The organism is Pseudomonas sp. RW10S2, assembly GCF_014268985.1.
Taxonomy (GTDB): domain Bacteria; phylum Pseudomonadota; class Gammaproteobacteria; order Pseudomonadales; family Pseudomonadaceae; genus Aquipseudomonas; species Aquipseudomonas wayambapalatensis.
The window spans coordinates 76,264-94,420 of the sequence record NZ_JABWRO010000005.1 but is presented as its reverse complement, the minus strand read 5'-3'; the positions used below and the strand labels follow the sequence as shown (position 1 = coordinate 94,420).

Sequence of the window (18,157 nt, the reverse complement as noted above, 5' to 3'; positions counted from 1 at the left end):
CCCCCCCGGGGGGGGGGGGGGGGGGCTTGAGCGTGATCGAGCCGGAGATGAAAACCTTCGGCATCAATGCCTCCGTGTAAGGGTGACGACTGCAATTGAGCGGATGCTAGCGTATCCGCGCAGGGCGGTACAGGCGGCTTCCAGCGAGGCGCCAGTGTCGAACAGATCGTCGAGCAGCAGGACATTGCACGGGTGGAGTTTGTCTTGGGTGACAAAGCAACCTTGCAGTGCAGCGCAGCGCTCTTCATAGGTCGCCAGGTCTTTCATTGCGACGGTGCTGCTGTGCTTGATCAGTGTCTGGTCGCAGTACTCGAGCTCCAGCAACTGGGCTACCCGTTCTGCCACCGCGTGCACGGGCTGGCGAGTACGCTGGCGGCTGGCGGGCATGGGCAGCACGACATCCACCGGGACATTCTGTATCGCCTGGACGACAGATTCTGCGAGGAAGTCCACCAGGTCGTAGTCGTCGCGGTACTTGAGCTGGAACACCGCCTCGCCGATGGCGGTGCGGGTGGTGTCGAACTGCATGTAGCCCTGGGCGTTTTCGCCGACCGGCACGCTGCAGACGATGTGTTTGTCGAGGCTGATACCGTAATCCCAGGCGTCGTTGCCCGGCAGCGTGCGAATGTCCATGTGAGGCTTCCTTGTCGTTGATATGCCAGAGACTTTCTAACGGCCATCAATCAGCCGTGGTGGCAATGTTGCGACGGGGAAGTCCCAATTTCGACTTCACGCTTTCCGTTTTATGGGTAGGAAAATTCTGAGCTATCCGTGTGTCGCCCTCGTCGGCCAGTGGTCACGGGCCCGGCTAGACTGCTCAGGATCATCCACCGATCCGGGGGCCTGCCATGCCCAGCAAGAACACCATCTGCCTGTGGTTCGACAGCGATGCCGAGGCGGCGGCGAAGTTCTACGCCGCTACCTTCCCCGACAGCCGTGTGCTCGCCGTGCACAAGGCGCCGGGCGACTACCCCTCGGGCAAGGAGGGTGATGTGCTTACGGTGGAGTTCATCGTGATGGGCATTCCGTGCCTGGGTCTCAATGGCGGGGCCGCGTTCAAGCACTCCGAGGCGTTTTCGTTCCAGGTGGCCACCGACGACCAGGCCGAGACCGACCGCTACTGGCACGCGATCATCGATAACGGTGGCCAGGCCAGCGTGTGCGGCTGGTGCAAGGATAAATGGGGGCTGTCGTGGCAGATCAGCCCGCGAGTGCTGACCGACGCGGTCGGCGGTAGCGACCGCGCGGCAGCCAAACGGGCGTTCGAGGCGATGATGGAGATGGACAAGATCGACATCGCCACGATCGAGCGGGCAATCCGGGGCTGACAGGCCTTGCCTGCCAGCCCGCGAGGGTCAGAAGCTGTACTTGGCCGTCAGCATCAGGTTGCGCGGATCGCCGAAGGTGTCGCCGCCGTAGTCCACCGACTTGGAGATGGACGAGTAGTACTTCTTGTCGAAGATGTTGTTGGCGTTGAGCTGCAGGTCCAGATGCTGGTTGACCTGGTAGCCGGCCAGCAGGTCGGTGACCGCGTAGCTGCCCTGTACCAGCCGATAGTTGCCGCCATCGACCGGGATGTCGTTGTACATGCGGCTCTGCCAGGTGATGCCGCCGCCCACCCGCAGCTTCTCCAGCGGGCCCTGGAAGCGGTAGGTGGTGAACAGCTTGAACTGGTGCTCGGGCGTGTCGGATTTGAGCGGCTTGTTGACGCTGGCCGGGTTCTTCTCGTCCTTGATGGTGTGCACGCGCGCGTAGGTGTAGCCGGTGCCGATCTGCCAATGGTCGGTCAGTGCGCCCTGCAGCTCGAAATCGATACCCTGGCTGCGGACCTCGCCCGAGGCCTCGTAGCAGGTCATCTGCGGGCAGTTGGCCGCACCGATCTCGACCTGGCGGTTTTCCTGATCGATACGGAACACCGCAAGGCTGGCGTTCAATGCACCGTCGAAGTATTCGCCCTTGATGCCGACTTCATAGTTCTTGCCGACGATCGGGATGATCGGCTTGCCGGAAACGTCCTTGCCGCTCTGCGGGGTGAAGATGTCGGTGTAGCTCACATACACCGAGTGATGCTCGTCCAGGTCATAGATCAGGCCGCCGTAGCGGGTGACGTTGCGGGTCACCTTGTAGTCGCCGTCGTTGCTGTCGCGCTGGTCGTAGTCGTACCAGTCCAGGCGCCCCCCGAGAATCAGCTTGAGCGGGTCGGCCAGGCTCAGGCGGGTGGTGGCGTAGACGCCTTCCTGGTTGATCAGGTAGCGACTGTTTCCGGTGTGCAGGAAGTTCGGCTTGCCGCCGTCGAGCGGATAGTTGGTGTCATAGGGGCTGTAGTCGCGCTTGTTCATGTCGTAGATGCGCTTGCTGGCACCCAGCACCAGTTCATGGGTGCGGCCCAGCAGCTCGAAGGGGCCGCTGGCGAAGGCGTCCAGGCCCAGCTGGTTTTCGTCGTGCGCGGACTGGTAGACCGTCCTGCTCAAGGTCTTGGCAGTGTTCCAGCGCGACTGGTAAGAACCGCGGAACAGTGCGTTCTGCTCGCTGTAGTTGGCGTTGACCTGCAGTTTCCAGTCGTTGGCCAGGTGCTGGCGCACTTCGGCGAAGAGGGTGTTGATCTCCTGGTCCTTGTCTTCCCAGTCGGTGCCGGGGTTGTACGAACGCGACACATCCAGGTGATGGCCGCTGAGGTCGGTGGGGATCGCGCCCCAGAAGAAATTGGTCTTGTCCTTCTGGTGTGAAAAGCCCAGGGTCAAGGTGGTGTCATCGCTCAGGTCGGCTTCGCTGATGGCATAGAACAGCCCGTGGTTTTCTTCCTGGCCATCACGGAACCCGTTGGCATCGCGGTAGGAGGTCACGATTCGGCCGCGCAGGGTGCCGCTGTCGTTGAGCGGGCTGGAGGCGTCGAGTTCGCCACGGTAGTTGTCCCAGCTCCCGGCCGCGCCGGTCACGGTGACTTTCTGCTCGGCCAGCGGGCGCTTGCGCACCAGGTTGATGGCCGCTGATGGTGTACCGGCGCCTGTGACCAGACCGGTAGAACCGCGGACCACTTCGACGCGGTCGAACATCGCCAGGTTGGGTTGGGCGCCAACCACCGATCCGGTATAGGCGCTCGGGATGCCGTCGTACATCAGGTTGTCGACGTCGAAGCCCCGGGCGGTGTAGCTCTGGCGGCCGGGGCCGCTGGACTGGTTGAGGAACAGCCCAGGGGTGTAGCGGGCCACGTCGTTGATGCTGGTCATGTTCTGGTCGTCCATGCGCTGACGAGTGATCACCGTGACCGCCTGTGGCGTCTCGCGCATGGTCAACGGCAGCTTGGTCGCGGTGTTCATGGCGCCGGTGGTGTAGGACGTGCTGCCTTCGGTGGTGCTGCCCAGCCGGTTGTCAGTGATCTCGGTGGCGCCCAGTTCCAGTGTTCCGGGTGGTTGCTGGTCGTCGGCCATGGCATGGGGCAAGGTGCTGATACAGATGGCCAGGGTCAACAGGTTGGGCGCGAAACGACGAGGCGGAGCAGCAGGGGTCATGCCAGATATCCTTGTTGCTAGTACTTATGAGAATGATTAGCAATAAGTGTGTCAGGATTTGTCGCGGTCCGAAAGCGTGGTATGCCAAAAAAATCGCCAAATTTTTCACATTCGTCCGTGGGTTGCAGGATCGCGGGGCGTCCCGAGGCTTGCGCAAAGCGAGTAGAATCCGCGCTTGATCAAGTGTGTGAGGTCCATGTGGAGCTGCAGCAGGGTTTTGTCCTGACCCGTCATTGGCATGACACCCCCGACGGCACGTGCGTGGAGTTCTGGCTGGCCACCGACCAGGGCCCCCGGCGCGTGCGCCTGGGCGCGCAGGTTTCGGTGGCGTTCGTGCCCGCACAGCAGGCCGCCCACGCGCAACTGTTGCTCGCCGATGAGCCGGGCGCAGAGTTGCGCCCCCTTGAGCTGCGCGACTTTCAGCAGCGGCCTGTAATGGGCCTGTACTGCCGCCAACACCGCCAGCTGATGGCCTTGGACAAACGCCTGCGCACGGCCGGCGTCGAGGTGCTGGAGGCTGATATCCGGCCGCCGGAGCGCTATCTGATGGAGCGCTTCATTACCGCGCCGGTGTCGTTCGGTGGTCGTGTCGATGCCCAGGGAGCGGTCGTGGATGCACAGCTCAAGCCGCATCCGGACTACCGACCGAGCCTGCGCCTGGTGTCTCTGGATATCGAGACCAGCGAACGTGGCGAGTTGTACAGCATCGCGCTGGAGGGGTGCGGCCAGCGTCAGGTCTATATGCTCGGCCCTGCCAACGGCCAGGCGCAGGTAGAGGATTTCGACCTGCACTACTGCGCCGACCGTGGCCAGTTGCTCGAATGCCTCAACCACTGGTTGGCACGCCATGACCCGGACGCGATCATCGGCTGGAACCTGGTGCAGTTCGACCTGCGCATCCTTCACGATCACGCTCGGCAATTGCAGGTGCCTCTGTGCCTGGGTCGCGACGGTGCGCCGATGACCCTGCGCGAGCATGGCAGCCGTACGCATTTCTTCGCCGACGCGCCGGGGCGGCTGTTGATCGACGGCATCGAGGCCCTGCGCTCGGCGACCTGGAGCTTCCCCTCGTTCAGTCTGGAAAACGTTGCCCAGACCCTGCTGGGGGAAGGTAAGGCTATCGACACCCCCTACCAGCGCATGGATGAGATCAACCGGATGTTCGCCGAGGACAAGCCGGCCTTGGCGCGCTACAACCTCAAGGATTGCGAGCTGGTCACCCGCATCTTCGAGCACACCCGGCTGCTCGACTTCCTTCTTGAACGTGCCACGGTGACTGGCCTACCGGTGGACCGCAGCGGCGGCTCGGTGGCGGCGTTCTGTCACCTGTACATCCCGGCCATGCACCGGCTGGGTTTCGTCGCGCCGAGCCTGGGCAGCCGCGAGGGGGAGGCCAGCCCGGGCGGGTTCGTCATGGACTCGCAGCCAGGCCTTTACGAGTCGGTGCTGGTGCTGGACTACAAGAGTCTGTATCCATCGATCATCCGTACCTTCCTGATCGACCCGGTGGGGCTGGTGGAAGGCTTGCGTGAGCCCGATCAGGCCAGCTCGGTCGAGGGCTTTCGTGGCGCTCGCTTCTCGCGTACCCGTCACGCTTTGCCGGCCATCGTCGAGCGCGTCTGGCAGAATCGCGAGGCGGCGAAGAAAGCGGGTAACGCCCCGTTGTCCCAGGCCCTGAAGATCATCATGAACGCCTTCTACGGTGTGCTTGGCTCCAGCGGTTGCCGGTTCTTCGACCCGCGCCTGGCCTCGTCGATCACCCTGCGTGGGCACCAGATCATGCGCCAGACCCGCGCCTTGATCGAAGCACGTGGTTATGACGTGATCTATGGCGACACCGACTCCACCTTCGTCTGGCTCAAGGGCGCGCATGACGAGGATCAGGCGACGCATATCGGGCGTGCACTGGTGGCCGAGGTCAACCAGTGGTGGCGCGAACACCTGCGCCAGGAGATGGGCCTGCACAGTGCGTTGGAGCTGCAGTTCGAAACCCACTACCGGCGCTTCCTGATGCCGACCATCCGCGGCACCGAGGAGGGCAGCAAGAAGCGCTATGCCGGGTTGGTGCAGCGCGCCGACGGTCAGGACGAGGTAGTCTTCAAAGGGCTGGAGTCGGTACGCACCGATTGGTCGCCGCTGGCCCGGCAGTTCCAGCAGGAACTGTATGGCCGGATTTTCCGTGGCCAGCCCTATCGCGACTATGTGCGCGATTATGTACGACGCACGCTGCTGGGCGAGCAGGATGAACTGCTGGTGTATCGCAAGCGCTTGCGTCGTCCGTTGCAGGACTACCAACGCAACGTGCCACCCCATGTGCGCGCCGCGCGTCTTGCCGATGAATACAATTTGCGCCTGGGGCGCCCGCTGCAATACCAGCGCGGCGGCTGGATCAGCTACGTCATCACCACGGCTGGCCCGGAGCCCCTGGAGAACCTGCAGTCGCCAGTCGATCACGAGCACTACCTGAGCCGTCAGTTGCAGCCGGTGGCGGATGCGATCCTGCCGTTCGTGGGGGATGACTTCGCCAGCCTGACCGATCGCCAGCTCCTGCTCTTCTGAGGGGGGGCGGCTGCCGCCGGGGTGGCATCTATCTACTGCCCGAGCATGGCCGCTGCCACCTAGCCTGCGCTTCTTTTCCAAGGAGCGCTACGCCATGACGACCCCCCGCGTACAGCACGAACAAGACGCCACCGCCGTCCCTGATGTTCACGCACTGCATCAGGACGCCGTGATTGGTCAGCGTTTGCCGGACTGGCTACGCCAGGCTTCCCCGGAGCAGGTCAAGCACCTGTACGAGGCGATGAGGCTCAGCGTGTATTTCCAGGCGCGGGCCCAAGCCATCATGGGGCAGTTGGACAGCCTGGACAGCTTTGCCGAAACGCGTTTGGCCGAGGCCTTCAGGCCCCATGTCGATGGGCCGTTCGATGTCCGCGCGTTGCAGTTTCGTCGTGGTCACCGCGAGCCAGTGCTCACCTCGATACCCATCGGTTACCCGGTGACGGAGCCGGTGTACACGCAAATGCCCCTGGTCGAGGCGGCGCTGCGCAATTTCCGCGAGGAGGAAACCGAGGACGGCGGGCAGTTACCCGGCAACGGGCTAAGCGATCCTCGCAATGCATCTGCCCGGCTGCCCAACGCGCGCCGTTTCGCTGCATTGTGCCGGTCTCTGGACCTGGGCGGTCAATACCAGCGTCATTTGCACACCGTGCTGGAGCAGGACAGCCATTCGGGCGCTGCCGCCGAATCGGTGTTCGGCCGGGCCCATCGCTACGGTATGCTGGCTGATGCCTGCGTTGCGCGGCTCAAAGGTGTTCTGAGCGAGGACGAATACCTGCTGGTGCACAATCTCTGCGCGCAGAAAGCCTCGTTGACCTTCGAAGGACGTCCGGTGCAGTGCAAGCGCCTGAGCCTGCTGGCGTGCACCCTGGAGCAGATCGTGGTGCTGGATGTTCGTGACGAGATCTTCAGCCCGCTGTACAGCTCCAGCTACCGCGTGCTGGTCCACATTCCGGGCGATCCGACGACTCCGTGGAGCGCATTCCCCGACCTGCGCCACTTTGCCAATGACCTGGGCAAGCGCCTGCGCCTGCCCGGGTACCAGCGTTTCTTCAGCCGCTTTGTGTTGCGCCGCGATGCGCAGTCGTTCTTTTCCGCCGTTGTTTCGGGCTACCAGGGCGTGTCGGACCTGGCAAACATCGCACTGGAAGAGCATATGCACCCCTGGGAGATCACCGACCAGGCTACTGCCAGTACCCTGGAAGGCTCGCTGTTCAGTGCGCTGGGCCGTGCGCGCATTGCGCAGGTCAAGGCCGATGCGGCGATGATTGCCGTGCCCTCGGCTGCGGTGGATGAACAGGTCCGGCGCGAGCACGATCAGCGCTTGTCCGCAGAAGGCTGGGCTTTGCTCAATATAGCGGGGCTCTTCGTGCCGGCCCTGGGCGCGGTGTTGCTCGCAGTGACCGCATGGGAACTGCTGGGTGAGGTCTACCACGGTGTCGAGGCCTGGCACGAGGGGGATAGCAGCGAGGCCCTCGATCACCTGCTCAACGTCGCCGGCGATGTAGCCATGATTGCAGCCACGGCGGCAGGTGCGCAGGTGGCGCGAGCGGCCTGGAGCCGTTCGGCGCTGGTCGATAGCCTATTGCCGGTCCGGCTGGAGGACGGCAGCACGCGACTATGGAAGGAGGACCTCACGCCATTTCGCAATGCGCCGCCTGCCGGGGCGCTGCGTGACGACCAAGGTGTATACCGTGCCGGCGAAGGTTGCTGGATTGAAATGGATGGCCAGCACTATCGGGTTGCGCAGGGTAGCGATCAGCGCTGGCGCTTGCAGGGTGACGACAACCACGCGCCTGTGCTCAGACACAATGGTGCGGGCGGCTGGCGGCTGTGGTGGGAGCAACCACTGGAGTGGGATGAGCCTCGGCGTTCGTTCCGGCGCCTGGGGCATGACTTTGCCGAGCTGGACGACGACCAGATCGACGAAATCCTGCTCGCCCACGACATACAACCGCAGCATCTGCGCGCGGTCCATGTCGAGGGACGTGTGGCCGATGGCGAATGGCTGGACAGTGTCGTCCGCTATCGGCTGGACCTGCGCATCCGTCGAGTGGTCAGCCAATTGCGCAGTGGGATCATAGCCACCGACGAGGCTGTACTCGGTCAGGCACGGTTGCTGTCCGGCGGCGCTGATGCTTCCGATCAGGCATTGGCGGAGCTGATCTGGTCCGAACGCAGGCGTCTGTTCGAGCAGTTGTATGCGTTGGAGCAGCCAACCGGAGACGCGGGCGTCGAGCGTCTGTGCCGACAGTTCTCTTCACTGCACAGTCGGGCGGCCTCGCAACTGTTGCGCGAAGCCAGTGTGGTCGATCGTGGGCGCTTGCTGGACAACGGCCGGGTGGCGATGGACCTTGCCTCTCAGGCGGGCGCTGCGGTGTGGCGTATCAGGGTGGCCCGGGTGTTCGAAGGGTTGTACCTGGATGCCAGCCAGAATGCCGATCTTGCCCGCGTTGCGCTGCAGGTGCTGGACACACTGCCGGGTGCTTCGCGCAACGTGGCCTGGCGCTTGTGCGAGGGCTCGGCGGACGGCCCGGTACTGCTGTCGATAGACCGCGCACAGGCCGTTCGCACACTGGCCCTGGTTCACACCGATGGGCATTTCCAGTTGCTCGACGGTGCAACAGAGGTGGTGCTCAAGGAAGGCGAACTGTTCGACGTCCTGAGTGGCGCGGTGGACGACGGGCAGCGGGAGGCCCTGGGGTTGACCGAGCCCCTGGCCCACAACCTGCGTGTGACCCTGGCGCGCGCGACGGCGGCCCGTCGCTCGCAAGTGGTGGGGATGCTCGGCAAGCGCGCCTCTGCAGGCTGGTTCCGGGCGCCGCAACGTCTGGCGGATGGGCGGGTCGGTTACCCGTTGAGCGGTCGCGGCGCCGGACGTGGGCGATGCCGGCCGTTGTTCGGCAGGGTGCGTAACCTGTACCCGAACCTGAGCGACAACGAGGTGCGAACCTGGCTGGTCATGCTCGGCAACAGCGGCACAAACATTCACATCGAGCTGACTCGGCTAGAGGATGAGATGGCTTTGCTGGAGACGCACCTGCAGTTGTGGGCCAATCAGCCTGGCGGCCTGAGCGCCCGTGGAGAGCGAGCCTACCTGCGCGATGCCTTGCTCGCGGCCTGGCGGCGCACCCTGCCCAGAGTGTACGACCAGTTCGGGCGCGTGATCGGTCAACGTCTGAACCTGTGGGCCGTGTCATTGCAGTCGCTCCCGGAGATTGCGCAACAGGTCAGTTTCGACCATGTGGTGTCGTTGTCGTTGCGCGGCATTGGCTTGACCGAAATTCCCAGCACCTTCATGCGGGCGTTCGGCCGCCTGGAAGTCCTCGAGTTACCCAGCAACAGGCTTACCCGCCTGCCGCCGCGGTTACGTCACCTCTCGCGACTGCGGGAACTGGACCTCACCGGCAATCGGATCGTGCTGGACGATCGCCAGGCAGCCACACTGTTGCAACTGACGCATCTGAGGTTACTGGATTTGTCGTACAACCCGTTGGGGCGTAGTTTTTCCGTGGCAAGCATGCCACATCTGAGCTCCCTTCAGCTGGCGCACACCGGAATCAGCCAGTTGCCTGACGGTTTGCTGAGTCGCGGCTCTCTGGCGATCGCTGACCTGCGTCACAACGCAATTGTCGAACTTCCCGACCACTTCTTCAGTGCCCCTAGGTGGTATGCCCGCTCGGTGCTGTTGAGCGATAACCCGCTGAGCGCCACCTCTACCCAGCGCCTGCGCAGCTTCATGATTCGTCATCAACTGATGGTTGAAGAGGAGCTGGAAGCCGAGAATGCCGGCGATCAAGCGGGGGATGTCGCTGCTACGCTCGACAGAGCACGCGGTATCTGGAGACAGGTGATCGATGCAGGTTCCACCGCACTGTTCGACGAGCATTGGAATGGGCTGGCCGAGGCGCCGGGCAGCGCCGATTTCATGGACCTGTTGCGCCGCCTGCCCGAAACGCTGGATTTTCGCAATCACGGCACAGACCTTGGGCGGCGAGTGAACAGCATGATTCTGGCGATGCGCGAGCATGAGCAGTTGCGCGAGGAACTCTTCACCCAGGCGATGTTGCCCAGGACCTGCCAGGACAGTGTCATCGGGAACTTCAGTCGGCTGGAAGTGCGCATGCTGGTCTGGAAGGCACTGGTTGACGCCCGGGGCGGTGCCCAGGATGCGGCATTGGTGCACCTGGGGCGGCAGCTGTGGCGCCTGGATGAAATCGAACGGATTGCCGTCGATGACATTGCCGGTCGTGTGGTCGCGGGGAGCGACCCCGATGAAATCGAGGTCGAATTGGCCTACCGGGTCATGTTGCGCGATGAGTTCGATCTGCCTGCACAGCCGTCAGACATCGCCTACCAGCAGACTGCCGGCTTGAACCCTGAGCGTTTGGCTGCGGCCCGCCGGCGGCTGCGCGAGGGGGAAACCGAGCAGGCCATGGTCGAGTCGCTGTTCATGCGTGAATTCTGGACTGAGCACCTCAAGAACACCCATCAAGAGGAATTCGACGCCATCAAGAGGCCGTTCTTCGAGCGTATCGAGGTGGCTCAGGAGATGGCTGGCGATGACTCGACAGGCACCCGGTCCTATGACGATACCGTGCAAGCCTTGAGTATCGAGGTTCAACGACTTCAGGCTCAGTCCGCCGAGCTTGACCTTCAACGCGGCGGCCTGACGGGGGAAGCCCTGGAGGCCCATCTGCAGCGGCACGCGGATATCGACCGACAACTGCGCGAGCAGCGTGCCAGCCTTCAGATGCGCTTGGCCGATGGCGAATTTGCCGAGCGCATGCGCGCCTTGGGCACTGGCATGGATTCCCAGACCTTTCGCGAAACGATGGACCTGTTGTCGACCGAGCACGATGCGGCGGTGCAGGCACGCATCATCGAACTGACCCGAACGGCGCTGGCGCAGAACCCGTCGCAGGTAACACCGCCGACTTCCGAGCCGCAGCCGGGGCCGAGCCGTGGCAGCGGCATGGGCTGAGAGGCGAGGGTGCCAGCGTTCATTGTTGGGCTATGCTCTGCAGTGGGGGGCGGGCATTTCCGCACGTCCCGAGCGAAGGCCTGGACACCGGAAGTTACCTTTGCACAGCGCATGTTCCACTTCAGGTGGTTTAGGCTCCGTGTCGGATCTTTCTCTATGATCTGTAGTCATTGATATATCGAGAGAACAAGGAGATACACATGCTCGTCCGGTCACTGACCCTCGCCACTCTGCTTGCCGTCGCTGCCCCGCTGCTGGCTGCCGACAGCGATGCGCCCCTGGCCAAGGAGCTGGGCAAGGCACGGCCATTGGTCGTGATCGCCCCCAGCAGCGCCGACCCGACGTTGCGCGGGTTGGAGGAGGCCATGAAGGATCCGGCCACCCAGGCCGGGTTCAAGGAGCGCAACCTGGTGCTGTTCAGCGTCGCCCAGATGATGGGTAAACGCGAAGACAAGAACCTCGAGCAGCAGACCACCATGGCGCTGATCCGCGAACTCAAGCTTGGCGCGAGCAAGGGCACCAAGGTGATCCTGATCGGCAAGGATGGCGAGCGCCACATGCTCAAGGATGATGAAAGCGGTGAGAAGATCGACCCGCAGGCGATTTTCAAGGCCGTTGACGAACTGCCGGCGGCAGAGAAAGCCATTGCTGCCCCCGAGCCAGTAGCCGCTGCCCCGGCCTCGGAGCCCAAGGCGAAAGAAACTGGCAAGGCTGCCAAACCGGCCAAGCCGGCAGCACCGCCCAAGCCACTGGACGACTGAACCGCCAGCGCCGGTCTTTGCAGACCGGCGTTTTTGTATCCCACTGTATCAGCGGGCCCCGGTGACCGATTGCCATACAAATTCCCTCGCTTCTCGATACATCGGGGACACACCACTGCGGCGAAATGAGCTGACCTTTCGACCGACGTGGAGCTTCGCCATGACCGCCATCTGCAATCTTCTCCCGCCGCTCTGCCGTCTCATTCGAAACATCTGACTTTTCGCCGGTTAGCGCGCGGGGCAAGCCATCTTCCATCGTTCAACGGGAGGCGGCTTGCCCCGCGGTCGTTTCCGGCCCCTGCGGAGACTTTCCCCATGCATTCCGAACCCTTGCTCACCGGCCTTGGCTTGCGCCGCGGCCTGCTGGCTGAACTGCTGAAACTGGAGCCGGGCACCGTGGACTTCCTCGAGTGCGCCCCGGAGAACTGGATCAATGTCGGTGGCGCCTTCGGCCATGGGCTGGCGCAGCTCGCCGAACGTTTCGCAATCGCCTGCCATGGCTTGTCACTGTCGCTGGGCGGGCCGGAGGCGCTGGACTTGAAGCTGCTCGATGGCACCCGGCGCTTCATGGACCGTTACCAGGTGAAGCTGTACAGCGAGCACCTGAGCTATTGCAGCGATGACGGTCACCTCTACGACCTGATGCCGATCCCTTTCACCGACGAAGCGGTCCGCCATGTCGCTGCGCGTATCCGTCAGGCCCAGGATTGCCTGGGCAGGCGCATCGCCGTGGAAAATATCAGCTACTACGCCGCGCCCTACCAGGCGATGAGCGAGTTGTCGTTCATCTGCGCGGTGCTCGAGGAAGCCGACTGTGACCTGTTGCTGGACGTCAACAATGTCTTCGTCAATGCCTGCAATCACCGGTACGACGCATTGACCTTCCTCGAAGGGCTGCCGCGCGAGCGAGTGGTTGGCATGCATGTGGCGGGGCACTACGACGAGGCAGCGGACTTGAAGGTGGACACCCACGGCGCTGCGGTGAAGGAAGACGTATGGACGCTGTTCTCGATTGCGTGCCAGCGCTTCGGCAATCAGCCGACCGTACTGGAACGCGACTTCAACTACCCGCCCATGGCCGAGCTGCTCGCCGAGACTGCACGCATCCGGGCGCTGCAACAGGCTGCCGGAGGGTTGCGCCATGACTGAACTGCGCGAGCAACAATTCACCCTGGCCCGTCACCTGCGCGACCCGCAGCGTCATCCGGCGCCACCCGGTATCGAGGAGCGGCGGTTGAAGGTCTACCGCGAGCTGTTCTACGGGGCCATCGAGGGCCTGCTGGCCGGCGGTTTCCCGGTGATGCGCAAGACGTTGGGCGATCAGGTCTGGCATGCCCGGGTGCGTGATTTCTATGCCAACTATCGCAGCCAGACCCCGTTGTTCACCGAGGTCGCCGAAGGCTTCATCGACTACCTGCAGGGTGTCGAGCTGGACGCACCCTGGCAACTGGAACTGGCGCATTACGAGTGGATCGAGGCGTACTTGAGCCTCACGGATGCGCAGGACCCCGCACACGATCCGCACGGCGACCTGCTTGACGGGGAACCGCTGCTATCCTGTGTGGCCCAGGTGCTGGCTTATCAATGGCCGGTAGAGCGAATCGGCCCTGACTATCAGCCAGAACAGGCGCCTGAGGTGCCCACTCTGCTGCTGGTGCACCGCGATGCAGGGTTCAAGGTGCACTTTTCCCGCCTGGCACCCTTGGCGTGGCAGCTGTTGAACGCATCGGGCAGCGGGCGTGAGCGCTTGCTGGCACTGGGCGGCGAGGCGTTGCTCGAAGGCGGCAAAGCGATGCTTGAAGGGTTGCGCGCCCAGGGTGTGATCATCGGAACCCGGGCGGCCTGACGAGTCGCCTCAAGCTTTGCGGGAAGACACAAAGCCCACGCCTGTTGCCAGGCGTGGGCTTTGTGTTCTGCGGGCCTTGATCAGCCGTGCTGCCAGCGACGGGCCAGCCAATGATCCAGGCTCAGGCGGCCGGATCCCTTGAGTATCAGCGGCAGCAACGCCACCAGGTAGATCAGCGGCAGCTTGAAGTTGCCGAAGCCGCGGTCGGTAATGGTATAGCCCTGGGCCAGCTCAGCCAGCGATGACCAATGTGCCGGCCAGTGCACGGAGGCGATCGCGACGACCGTCACCACGGCCAACACCACCGAGGCCAGCCGTGTACCGAAGCCCAGCAGCAGGAGCAGCGGGCAGATCAGCTCGGCCCACATCGACAGTTGCCAGTTGAATTCAGCGGGCAGCACGTTGAACGGGAAGGGGAAGTTGGCCTGCAAGTCGACGAACCAGTTGTTGCCGTTGAACTTCTCAAGGCCTGATTCGAAGAACTCCCAGGCCAGGAACAGCCGAAGGGGCAGGTCTGCGCTCCAGTTGCCGGTGTTGTCGATGCGTGAAAGGGTGCGGTTGATCAGCGTTGTCATGGTGCAGGTCTCGCTTCAGCAGGAAAGGGCAGGTTTGGCGCGGCGCAGGTGTTGAGCGCGCTTGGCGGTGAGCTTGAGGACGATGGCAGCGAACATCAGGGCGAATGCCAGCGGGTACCAGCCGCCCATCGGGATGCGCTTGTAGAACGACAGGCAGAACACCCCGGCCAGCACCCAGGTGCCGGTGCTGTGCAGGCCTCGCCACAGACGGCCGCCGAGCAGGCGCATGGCGCCTTTGAACGAGGTCAGGGTCAGCAGCAGGATGAACAGGTAGCCAACACTGCCGGGAATGTTGGCCACTGCGGTGCGGCCGGCCCAGAACAGCTCAGGGAAGCGTTGCGCATAGAGGTAGATCAGTACCCCGTGAACCGTGTGGGAGAAGGCGAAGGCCAACCCGAGGAAGCGTCGCTCACGCAGCACCTGGCGACTGAAGACTCCAGGTAACAGGGTCACCAGCGAGGAGGCGAGAAACGTCAGCAGGAACAGCGCGAAGGAGCTGCGTGCGGTGGCGCGGATGGCTGTGCGCAGGGCTTCGGCAGAGCCGACGGGGTGCATCGACAGGGCCAGCCCGGCCATCAGCAGGGTCAGGCCGGCAAGGGCAGCGAACAGCTTCCAGCCGGAGGGTAACGCGAGGTTTTTCATGAGCAGCTCCCAGGTCTGCGACGGCGAAGGCCGTGGCGTTGTTGTGGCTGGGAGTGTGTTGGCGAGGGGTATCTGCAGTGTGTCGGCGGGGCGGGGGTTGTGTATCGGTGTGTAGCGTTGGGCGGGTGTGCTACAGATCCATACATGAACCGACCGTGGGAGGGAAGCCCGCTCCCACAGACAGCCCCACTTCTACAGGTGGGAGGGGGGCAGTTCTACCTGGGCGCACAGCCCGCCGCTTTCACGATTGCTCAGACTCAGTCGTCCACCCATGGCCTGGGTCAGTTGATGGGCAATGGCCAGCCCGAGTCCGGTCCCGCCGGTGCTGCGATTGCGCGAGCCTTCGACCCGATAGAAGGGTTTGAGCACCTCGCTCAATTCCTGTTCGGGAATCCCCGGGCCGTCGTCGAGCACTCGAATGAGGGTGTCGCCGGTACTGCCGTGGCTGACTTCCAGGCGCGCAGAGCCGGTGAACTTCAAGGCGTTGTCCAGCAGGTTGACCAGGACTCGGCGCAAGGCATGCGGGCGGGTATGCAGCACCGTGTCGGTGTCACCGCAGCGCACGACCTGCGCGCCGCTGTCCTGGTAGTCGAACACCAGGCTGTCGAGGAACGCGTCGAGATTGACCTTGCAGGGCTGTTCGGTGCTGCTGTCCATGCTGCGGGCGTAGGCCACCCCCTCACGCACCAGATGCTCCATGGCGCTCAGGTCGTTCCACAGTTTGTCCTTTTCCAGCCCGTCATCCATCACTTCCACGCGCAGCTTCATGCGTGTGATCGGTGTCTGCAGGTCATGGGAGATGGCCGCCAACAATTGCATGCGCTCCTTGAGATAAGCGGCGATGCGTGCCTGCAGGGCGTTGAAGGCCACGGCGGCGTACTTCACCTCGCGCGGGCCGCTCTCATCCAGCTGTAGGCCGGGCTTGTCGGGGTCGAGATGATCGACGGCCTGGGCCAGGCGCGTCAGGGGGCCGATCGCCAGGCGTACCGCAAGCCAGGTGCACAGCAGCAGGACCGCCAGCTGGAACAACAGCACCACGGGTAGCCAGGTGGCCAGTGGCACCGGCGCCGGGGTGACGTCGATGGTCAGCGGCGCGCCGTCGGCGAAGTCGAGATGAGCCTGGAAGTGTGCGTTCGGCCCAGGGATTTCCTGGAAGGTCAGTTGATAGTCCTTGCCAATCGCCTTGACGATCGACTCTGCTGCCATGGGCGGGTCGGCGCTGGGCATGCTCTGGCCGGCGAGGCCTTGGTCGAGGCGGTAGCGGTAGTTGTGACGCTCCAGGCGCGGCAGCCACGCAGCACGTTCGGCGGCGGGCAGGCGGTCGAGGATGGCCACCGAGGTGGCGACGTCCATTTCCAGGTTGCTCAGCATCATCGAGCGGCTGCTGACGTAGCGCTCGTAGAACTGAAGGCCGAACGACGAGCCGTAGGCCAGCACCAGCCCGGTCAGGAAGATCAGCGCCAGGCGCGAAGCCAGAGTGCCTGGCCACTTCATGTTGGCGACTCGATCAGCGAGACCGGCAGCGAGAACACATAGCCCTCGCTGCGCACGGTCTTGATGCAGGTCGGCTCGCGCGCGTCGTCGCCCAGGCGCTGGCGCAGCCGGCTGACCAACAGGTCGATGGAGCGGTCGAAGATGTCGGCTTCACGGCCCTGGGTGAGGTTGAGCAGTTGCTCGCGGCTGAGCACCCGCTGCGGATGGTCGAGGAATACCCGTAACAGGCGGTACTCGGCACCGCTCAAGGCCACGAGGGTGCCTTCGTCGTCGAGCAGGTGGCGGGCGGTGGTGTCCAGGCGCCATTGGCCGAAGGCGATCAGCCGGCTGCTTTCGCTGATGGTGAGGTTGGGCGGCAGCATGCGCGTGCGACGCATCACTGCATTGATGCGCGCCAGCAGCTCGCGGGCGGAGAACGGTTTGGTCAAGTAGTCGTCGGCGCCCATTTCCAGGCCGATGATGCGGTCGGTCTCGTCGTTGCGGGCGGTAAGCATCAAGACGGGCGTGTTGCGGTGCTTGCCGGCACGGAGTTCGCGACACAGCAACAGGCCGTCATCGCCGGGCATCATGATGTCGAGCACGATCAGGTCGACGGAGTTGCCTTCGAGAAAGCTGCGCATCTGCCGGCCGTCGGCGACGATGCTCGTGCGCAGGCCGTTCTTCTTCAGGTAGTTGCCGACCAGCTCGCGAATTTCGCGGTCGTCGTCGACGATCAGGATGTGATCGACGTGTTCCATCATGGTGGTCCTGTAATGAGTGCGATGGGCACAGTGTAACGAGGCTCGGCTCGCTTGCATGCGGGTGTTTGTATTGCAGTGTATCCGCCTGCGACACAGATACAGAACGAAGCAGCACGGGCATTTCTCGACACATGGCCGATACCTGGCGGGCTTCAAATGGCTCTCGACCGGGGAGCGAACAGCTTCCCACCCAAAGCCCCCGCAGGAGATCCATCATGAACTTCAAGACCCTTGCCAGTGCCAGCCTGTTCGCCGTGCTCAGCGTCGGCGCCATCGCCGCCCAGGCCAGTACCCAACCGATGCCCGACAGCCAGGCCATGCAGTACCGCTACGGTGATCACCTGGACGTCAAGCGCGTATTGTCGGTAAAGAACGACCGCAGCAACGCGTGTGGCGTGGTCAACACCCGCATGGACTACCTGGACTCGCAGGGCCAGGCACAGAGCGTCGAGTACCGCACCTACGCCACCGGCGGTTGCCATGACAACTGATCGCACCCAGGCCGAGCCAGGCAGCCCCTGGCGACGCCGCTGGCTCAAGCTGGGCGGTGTCGTCCTGGCGCTCGCTGGCCTGGGCCTGGCCGGGCACCTGTTGGCGCGGGACGACCTGGGGCCAATGCCTTCGCTGGCAGGTGCCCAGGCGTGGATCAACTCGCCGCCGCTGGATGCTCCGGCGCTCAAGGGCAAGGTCGTGCTGGTGGACTTCTGGACCTGGGACTGCATCAACTGCAAGCGCAGCATGCCGTACGTCAACCAGTGGGCCAAGCGCTATGCCGACCAGGGGCTGGTGGTGGTGGGCGTGCATACGCCGGAGTACGACTACGAGCATGATGTGGGCAATCTCAGGCAGAAGGTACGTTCGCTCGGCATCGGTTATCCGGTGGCGGTCGACAACGATTACCGGATCTGGAATGCCTGGGGCAATCAGTTCTGGCCGGCGCATTACTTCGTCGATCGCAAGGGGCAAGTGCGCCACGTGCATTTCGGTGAAGGGGATTACGCTGGCCAGGAACAGGTGATCCGCGAGCTGCTGGCCGAGCCGTCGACGTAG

Annotated in this window: 14 protein-coding genes; 8 read left to right on the top strand and 6 right to left on the bottom strand. The window is 63.6% G+C overall.

Annotated elements, in window-relative coordinates:
• Positions 1-63 precede the first annotated feature (63 nt).
• Complete coding sequence (locus HU729_RS02615; RefSeq protein WP_186665008.1) at positions 64-633, bottom strand: ComF family protein; 570 nt, start codon at positions 631-633, stop codon at positions 64-66.
• Between the two features lie 215 nt (positions 634-848).
• Between HU729_RS02615 and HU729_RS02610 the strand changes: the two genes are divergently transcribed.
• The gene (locus HU729_RS02610) at positions 849-1,328 is read left to right on the top strand and encodes a VOC family protein (protein WP_186708209.1); all 480 of its coding nucleotides are present in this window, start codon (positions 849-851) and stop codon (positions 1,326-1,328) included.
• A 27-nt stretch (positions 1,329-1,355) separates the two neighbouring features.
• Here HU729_RS02610 and HU729_RS02605 read toward each other — a convergent pair whose 3' ends face one another.
• Complete coding sequence (locus tag HU729_RS02605; RefSeq protein ID WP_186665004.1) at positions 1,356-3,509, bottom strand: TonB-dependent siderophore receptor; 2,154 nt, start codon at positions 3,507-3,509, stop codon at positions 1,356-1,358.
• A gap of 198 nt (positions 3,510-3,707) precedes the next feature.
• Here HU729_RS02605 and HU729_RS02600 point away from each other — a divergent pair, with 198 nt between their 5' ends.
• The 5 genes from HU729_RS02600 (at position 3,708) to HU729_RS02580 (ending at position 13,656) form a co-directional block, all read left to right on the top strand.
• Entirely contained in the window at positions 3,708-6,068 is a 2,361-nt protein-coding gene (locus HU729_RS02600) for a DNA polymerase II (protein WP_186708207.1), read from the top strand.
• 94 nt (positions 6,069-6,162) lie between these two features.
• Positions 6,163-11,049 carry an NEL-type E3 ubiquitin ligase domain-containing protein gene (locus HU729_RS02595; RefSeq protein WP_186708205.1) on the top strand — a complete coding sequence of 1,629 codons (4,887 nt, stop codon included), beginning with the start codon at positions 6,163-6,165 and terminating at the stop codon, positions 11,047-11,049.
• Between the two features lie 200 nt (positions 11,050-11,249).
• A complete protein-coding gene (locus HU729_RS02590; RefSeq protein WP_186708203.1) occupies positions 11,250-11,810 on the top strand; it encodes a DUF4174 domain-containing protein in 561 nt (186 codons plus the stop codon).
• A gap of 315 nt (positions 11,811-12,125) precedes the next feature.
• A complete protein-coding gene (locus HU729_RS02585; protein ID WP_186664996.1) occupies positions 12,126-12,959 on the top strand; it encodes a DUF692 domain-containing protein in 834 nt (277 codons plus the stop codon).
• Positions 12,952-13,656, top strand: a complete 705-nt coding sequence (locus HU729_RS02580; RefSeq protein ID WP_186708201.1) for a putative DNA-binding domain-containing protein — start codon at positions 12,952-12,954, stop codon at positions 13,654-13,656. The genes HU729_RS02585 and HU729_RS02580 overlap by 8 nt, the downstream gene beginning before the upstream one ends.
• An 80-nt stretch (positions 13,657-13,736) precedes the next feature.
• Here HU729_RS02580 and HU729_RS02575 read toward each other — a convergent pair whose 3' ends face one another.
• The 4 genes from HU729_RS02575 to HU729_RS02560 all read right to left on the bottom strand — a co-directional run bounded on the left by HU729_RS02575 (position 13,737) and on the right by HU729_RS02560 (position 17,104).
• Positions 13,737-14,231, bottom strand: coding sequence for a DoxX family protein (locus tag HU729_RS02575; protein ID WP_186664987.1), 495 nt, complete (start codon positions 14,229-14,231; stop codon positions 13,737-13,739).
• A gap of 15 nt (positions 14,232-14,246) precedes the next feature.
• Complete coding sequence (locus HU729_RS02570) at positions 14,247-14,873, bottom strand: ferric reductase-like transmembrane domain-containing protein (protein WP_186708199.1); 627 nt, start codon at positions 14,871-14,873, stop codon at positions 14,247-14,249.
• A gap of 192 nt (positions 14,874-15,065) precedes the next feature.
• Positions 15,066-16,367 (bottom strand): HAMP domain-containing sensor histidine kinase, encoded by a 1,302-nt coding sequence (locus HU729_RS02565; protein WP_186664983.1) that lies wholly within the window; start codon positions 16,365-16,367, stop codon positions 15,066-15,068.
• The gene (locus tag HU729_RS02560; protein ID WP_186708197.1) at positions 16,364-17,104 is read right to left on the bottom strand and encodes a response regulator; all 741 of its coding nucleotides are present in this window, start codon (positions 17,102-17,104) and stop codon (positions 16,364-16,366) included. The genes HU729_RS02565 and HU729_RS02560 overlap by 4 nt, the downstream gene beginning before the upstream one ends.
• Before the next feature lie 218 nt (positions 17,105-17,322).
• Here HU729_RS02560 and HU729_RS02555 point away from each other — a divergent pair, with 218 nt between their 5' ends.
• Positions 17,323-17,598 (top strand): DUF2790 domain-containing protein, encoded by a 276-nt coding sequence (locus HU729_RS02555; RefSeq protein ID WP_186708195.1) that lies wholly within the window; start codon positions 17,323-17,325, stop codon positions 17,596-17,598.
• Positions 17,588-18,157 carry a thioredoxin family protein gene (locus HU729_RS02550; protein ID WP_186708193.1) on the top strand — a complete coding sequence of 190 codons (570 nt, stop codon included), beginning with the start codon at positions 17,588-17,590 and terminating at the stop codon, positions 18,155-18,157. The genes HU729_RS02555 and HU729_RS02550 overlap by 11 nt, the downstream gene beginning before the upstream one ends.

Bases quoted from the DNA above. Each gene is read 5' to 3' on its own strand.
- HU729_RS02615 (WP_186665008.1), bottom strand. From the start codon at position 633: ATGGACATTCGCACGCTGCCGGGCAACGACGCCTGGGATTACGGTATC.
- HU729_RS02610 (WP_186708209.1), top strand. From the start codon at position 849: ATGCCCAGCAAGAACACCATCTGCCTGTGGTTCGACAGCGATGCCGAG.
- HU729_RS02605 (WP_186665004.1), bottom strand. From the start codon at position 3,509: ATGACCCCTGCTGCTCCGCCTCGTCGTTTCGCGCCCAACCTGTTGACC.
- HU729_RS02595 (WP_186708205.1), top strand. From the start codon at position 6,163: ATGACGACCCCCCGCGTACAGCACGAACAAGACGCCACCGCCGTCCCT.
- HU729_RS02590 (WP_186708203.1), top strand. From the start codon at position 11,250: ATGCTCGTCCGGTCACTGACCCTCGCCACTCTGCTTGCCGTCGCTGCC.
- HU729_RS02585 (WP_186664996.1), top strand. From the start codon at position 12,126: ATGCATTCCGAACCCTTGCTCACCGGCCTTGGCTTGCGCCGCGGCCTG.
- HU729_RS02580 (WP_186708201.1), top strand. From the start codon at position 12,952: ATGACTGAACTGCGCGAGCAACAATTCACCCTGGCCCGTCACCTGCGC.
- HU729_RS02575 (WP_186664987.1), bottom strand. From the start codon at position 14,231: ATGACAACGCTGATCAACCGCACCCTTTCACGCATCGACAACACCGGC.
- HU729_RS02570 (WP_186708199.1), bottom strand. From the start codon at position 14,873: ATGAAAAACCTCGCGTTACCCTCCGGCTGGAAGCTGTTCGCTGCCCTT.
- HU729_RS02565 (WP_186664983.1), bottom strand. From the start codon at position 16,367: ATGAAGTGGCCAGGCACTCTGGCTTCGCGCCTGGCGCTGATCTTCCTG.
- HU729_RS02560 (WP_186708197.1), bottom strand. From the start codon at position 17,104: ATGGAACACGTCGATCACATCCTGATCGTCGACGACGACCGCGAAATT.
- HU729_RS02555 (WP_186708195.1), top strand. From the start codon at position 17,323: ATGAACTTCAAGACCCTTGCCAGTGCCAGCCTGTTCGCCGTGCTCAGC.
- HU729_RS02550 (WP_186708193.1), top strand. From the start codon at position 17,588: ATGACAACTGATCGCACCCAGGCCGAGCCAGGCAGCCCCTGGCGACGC.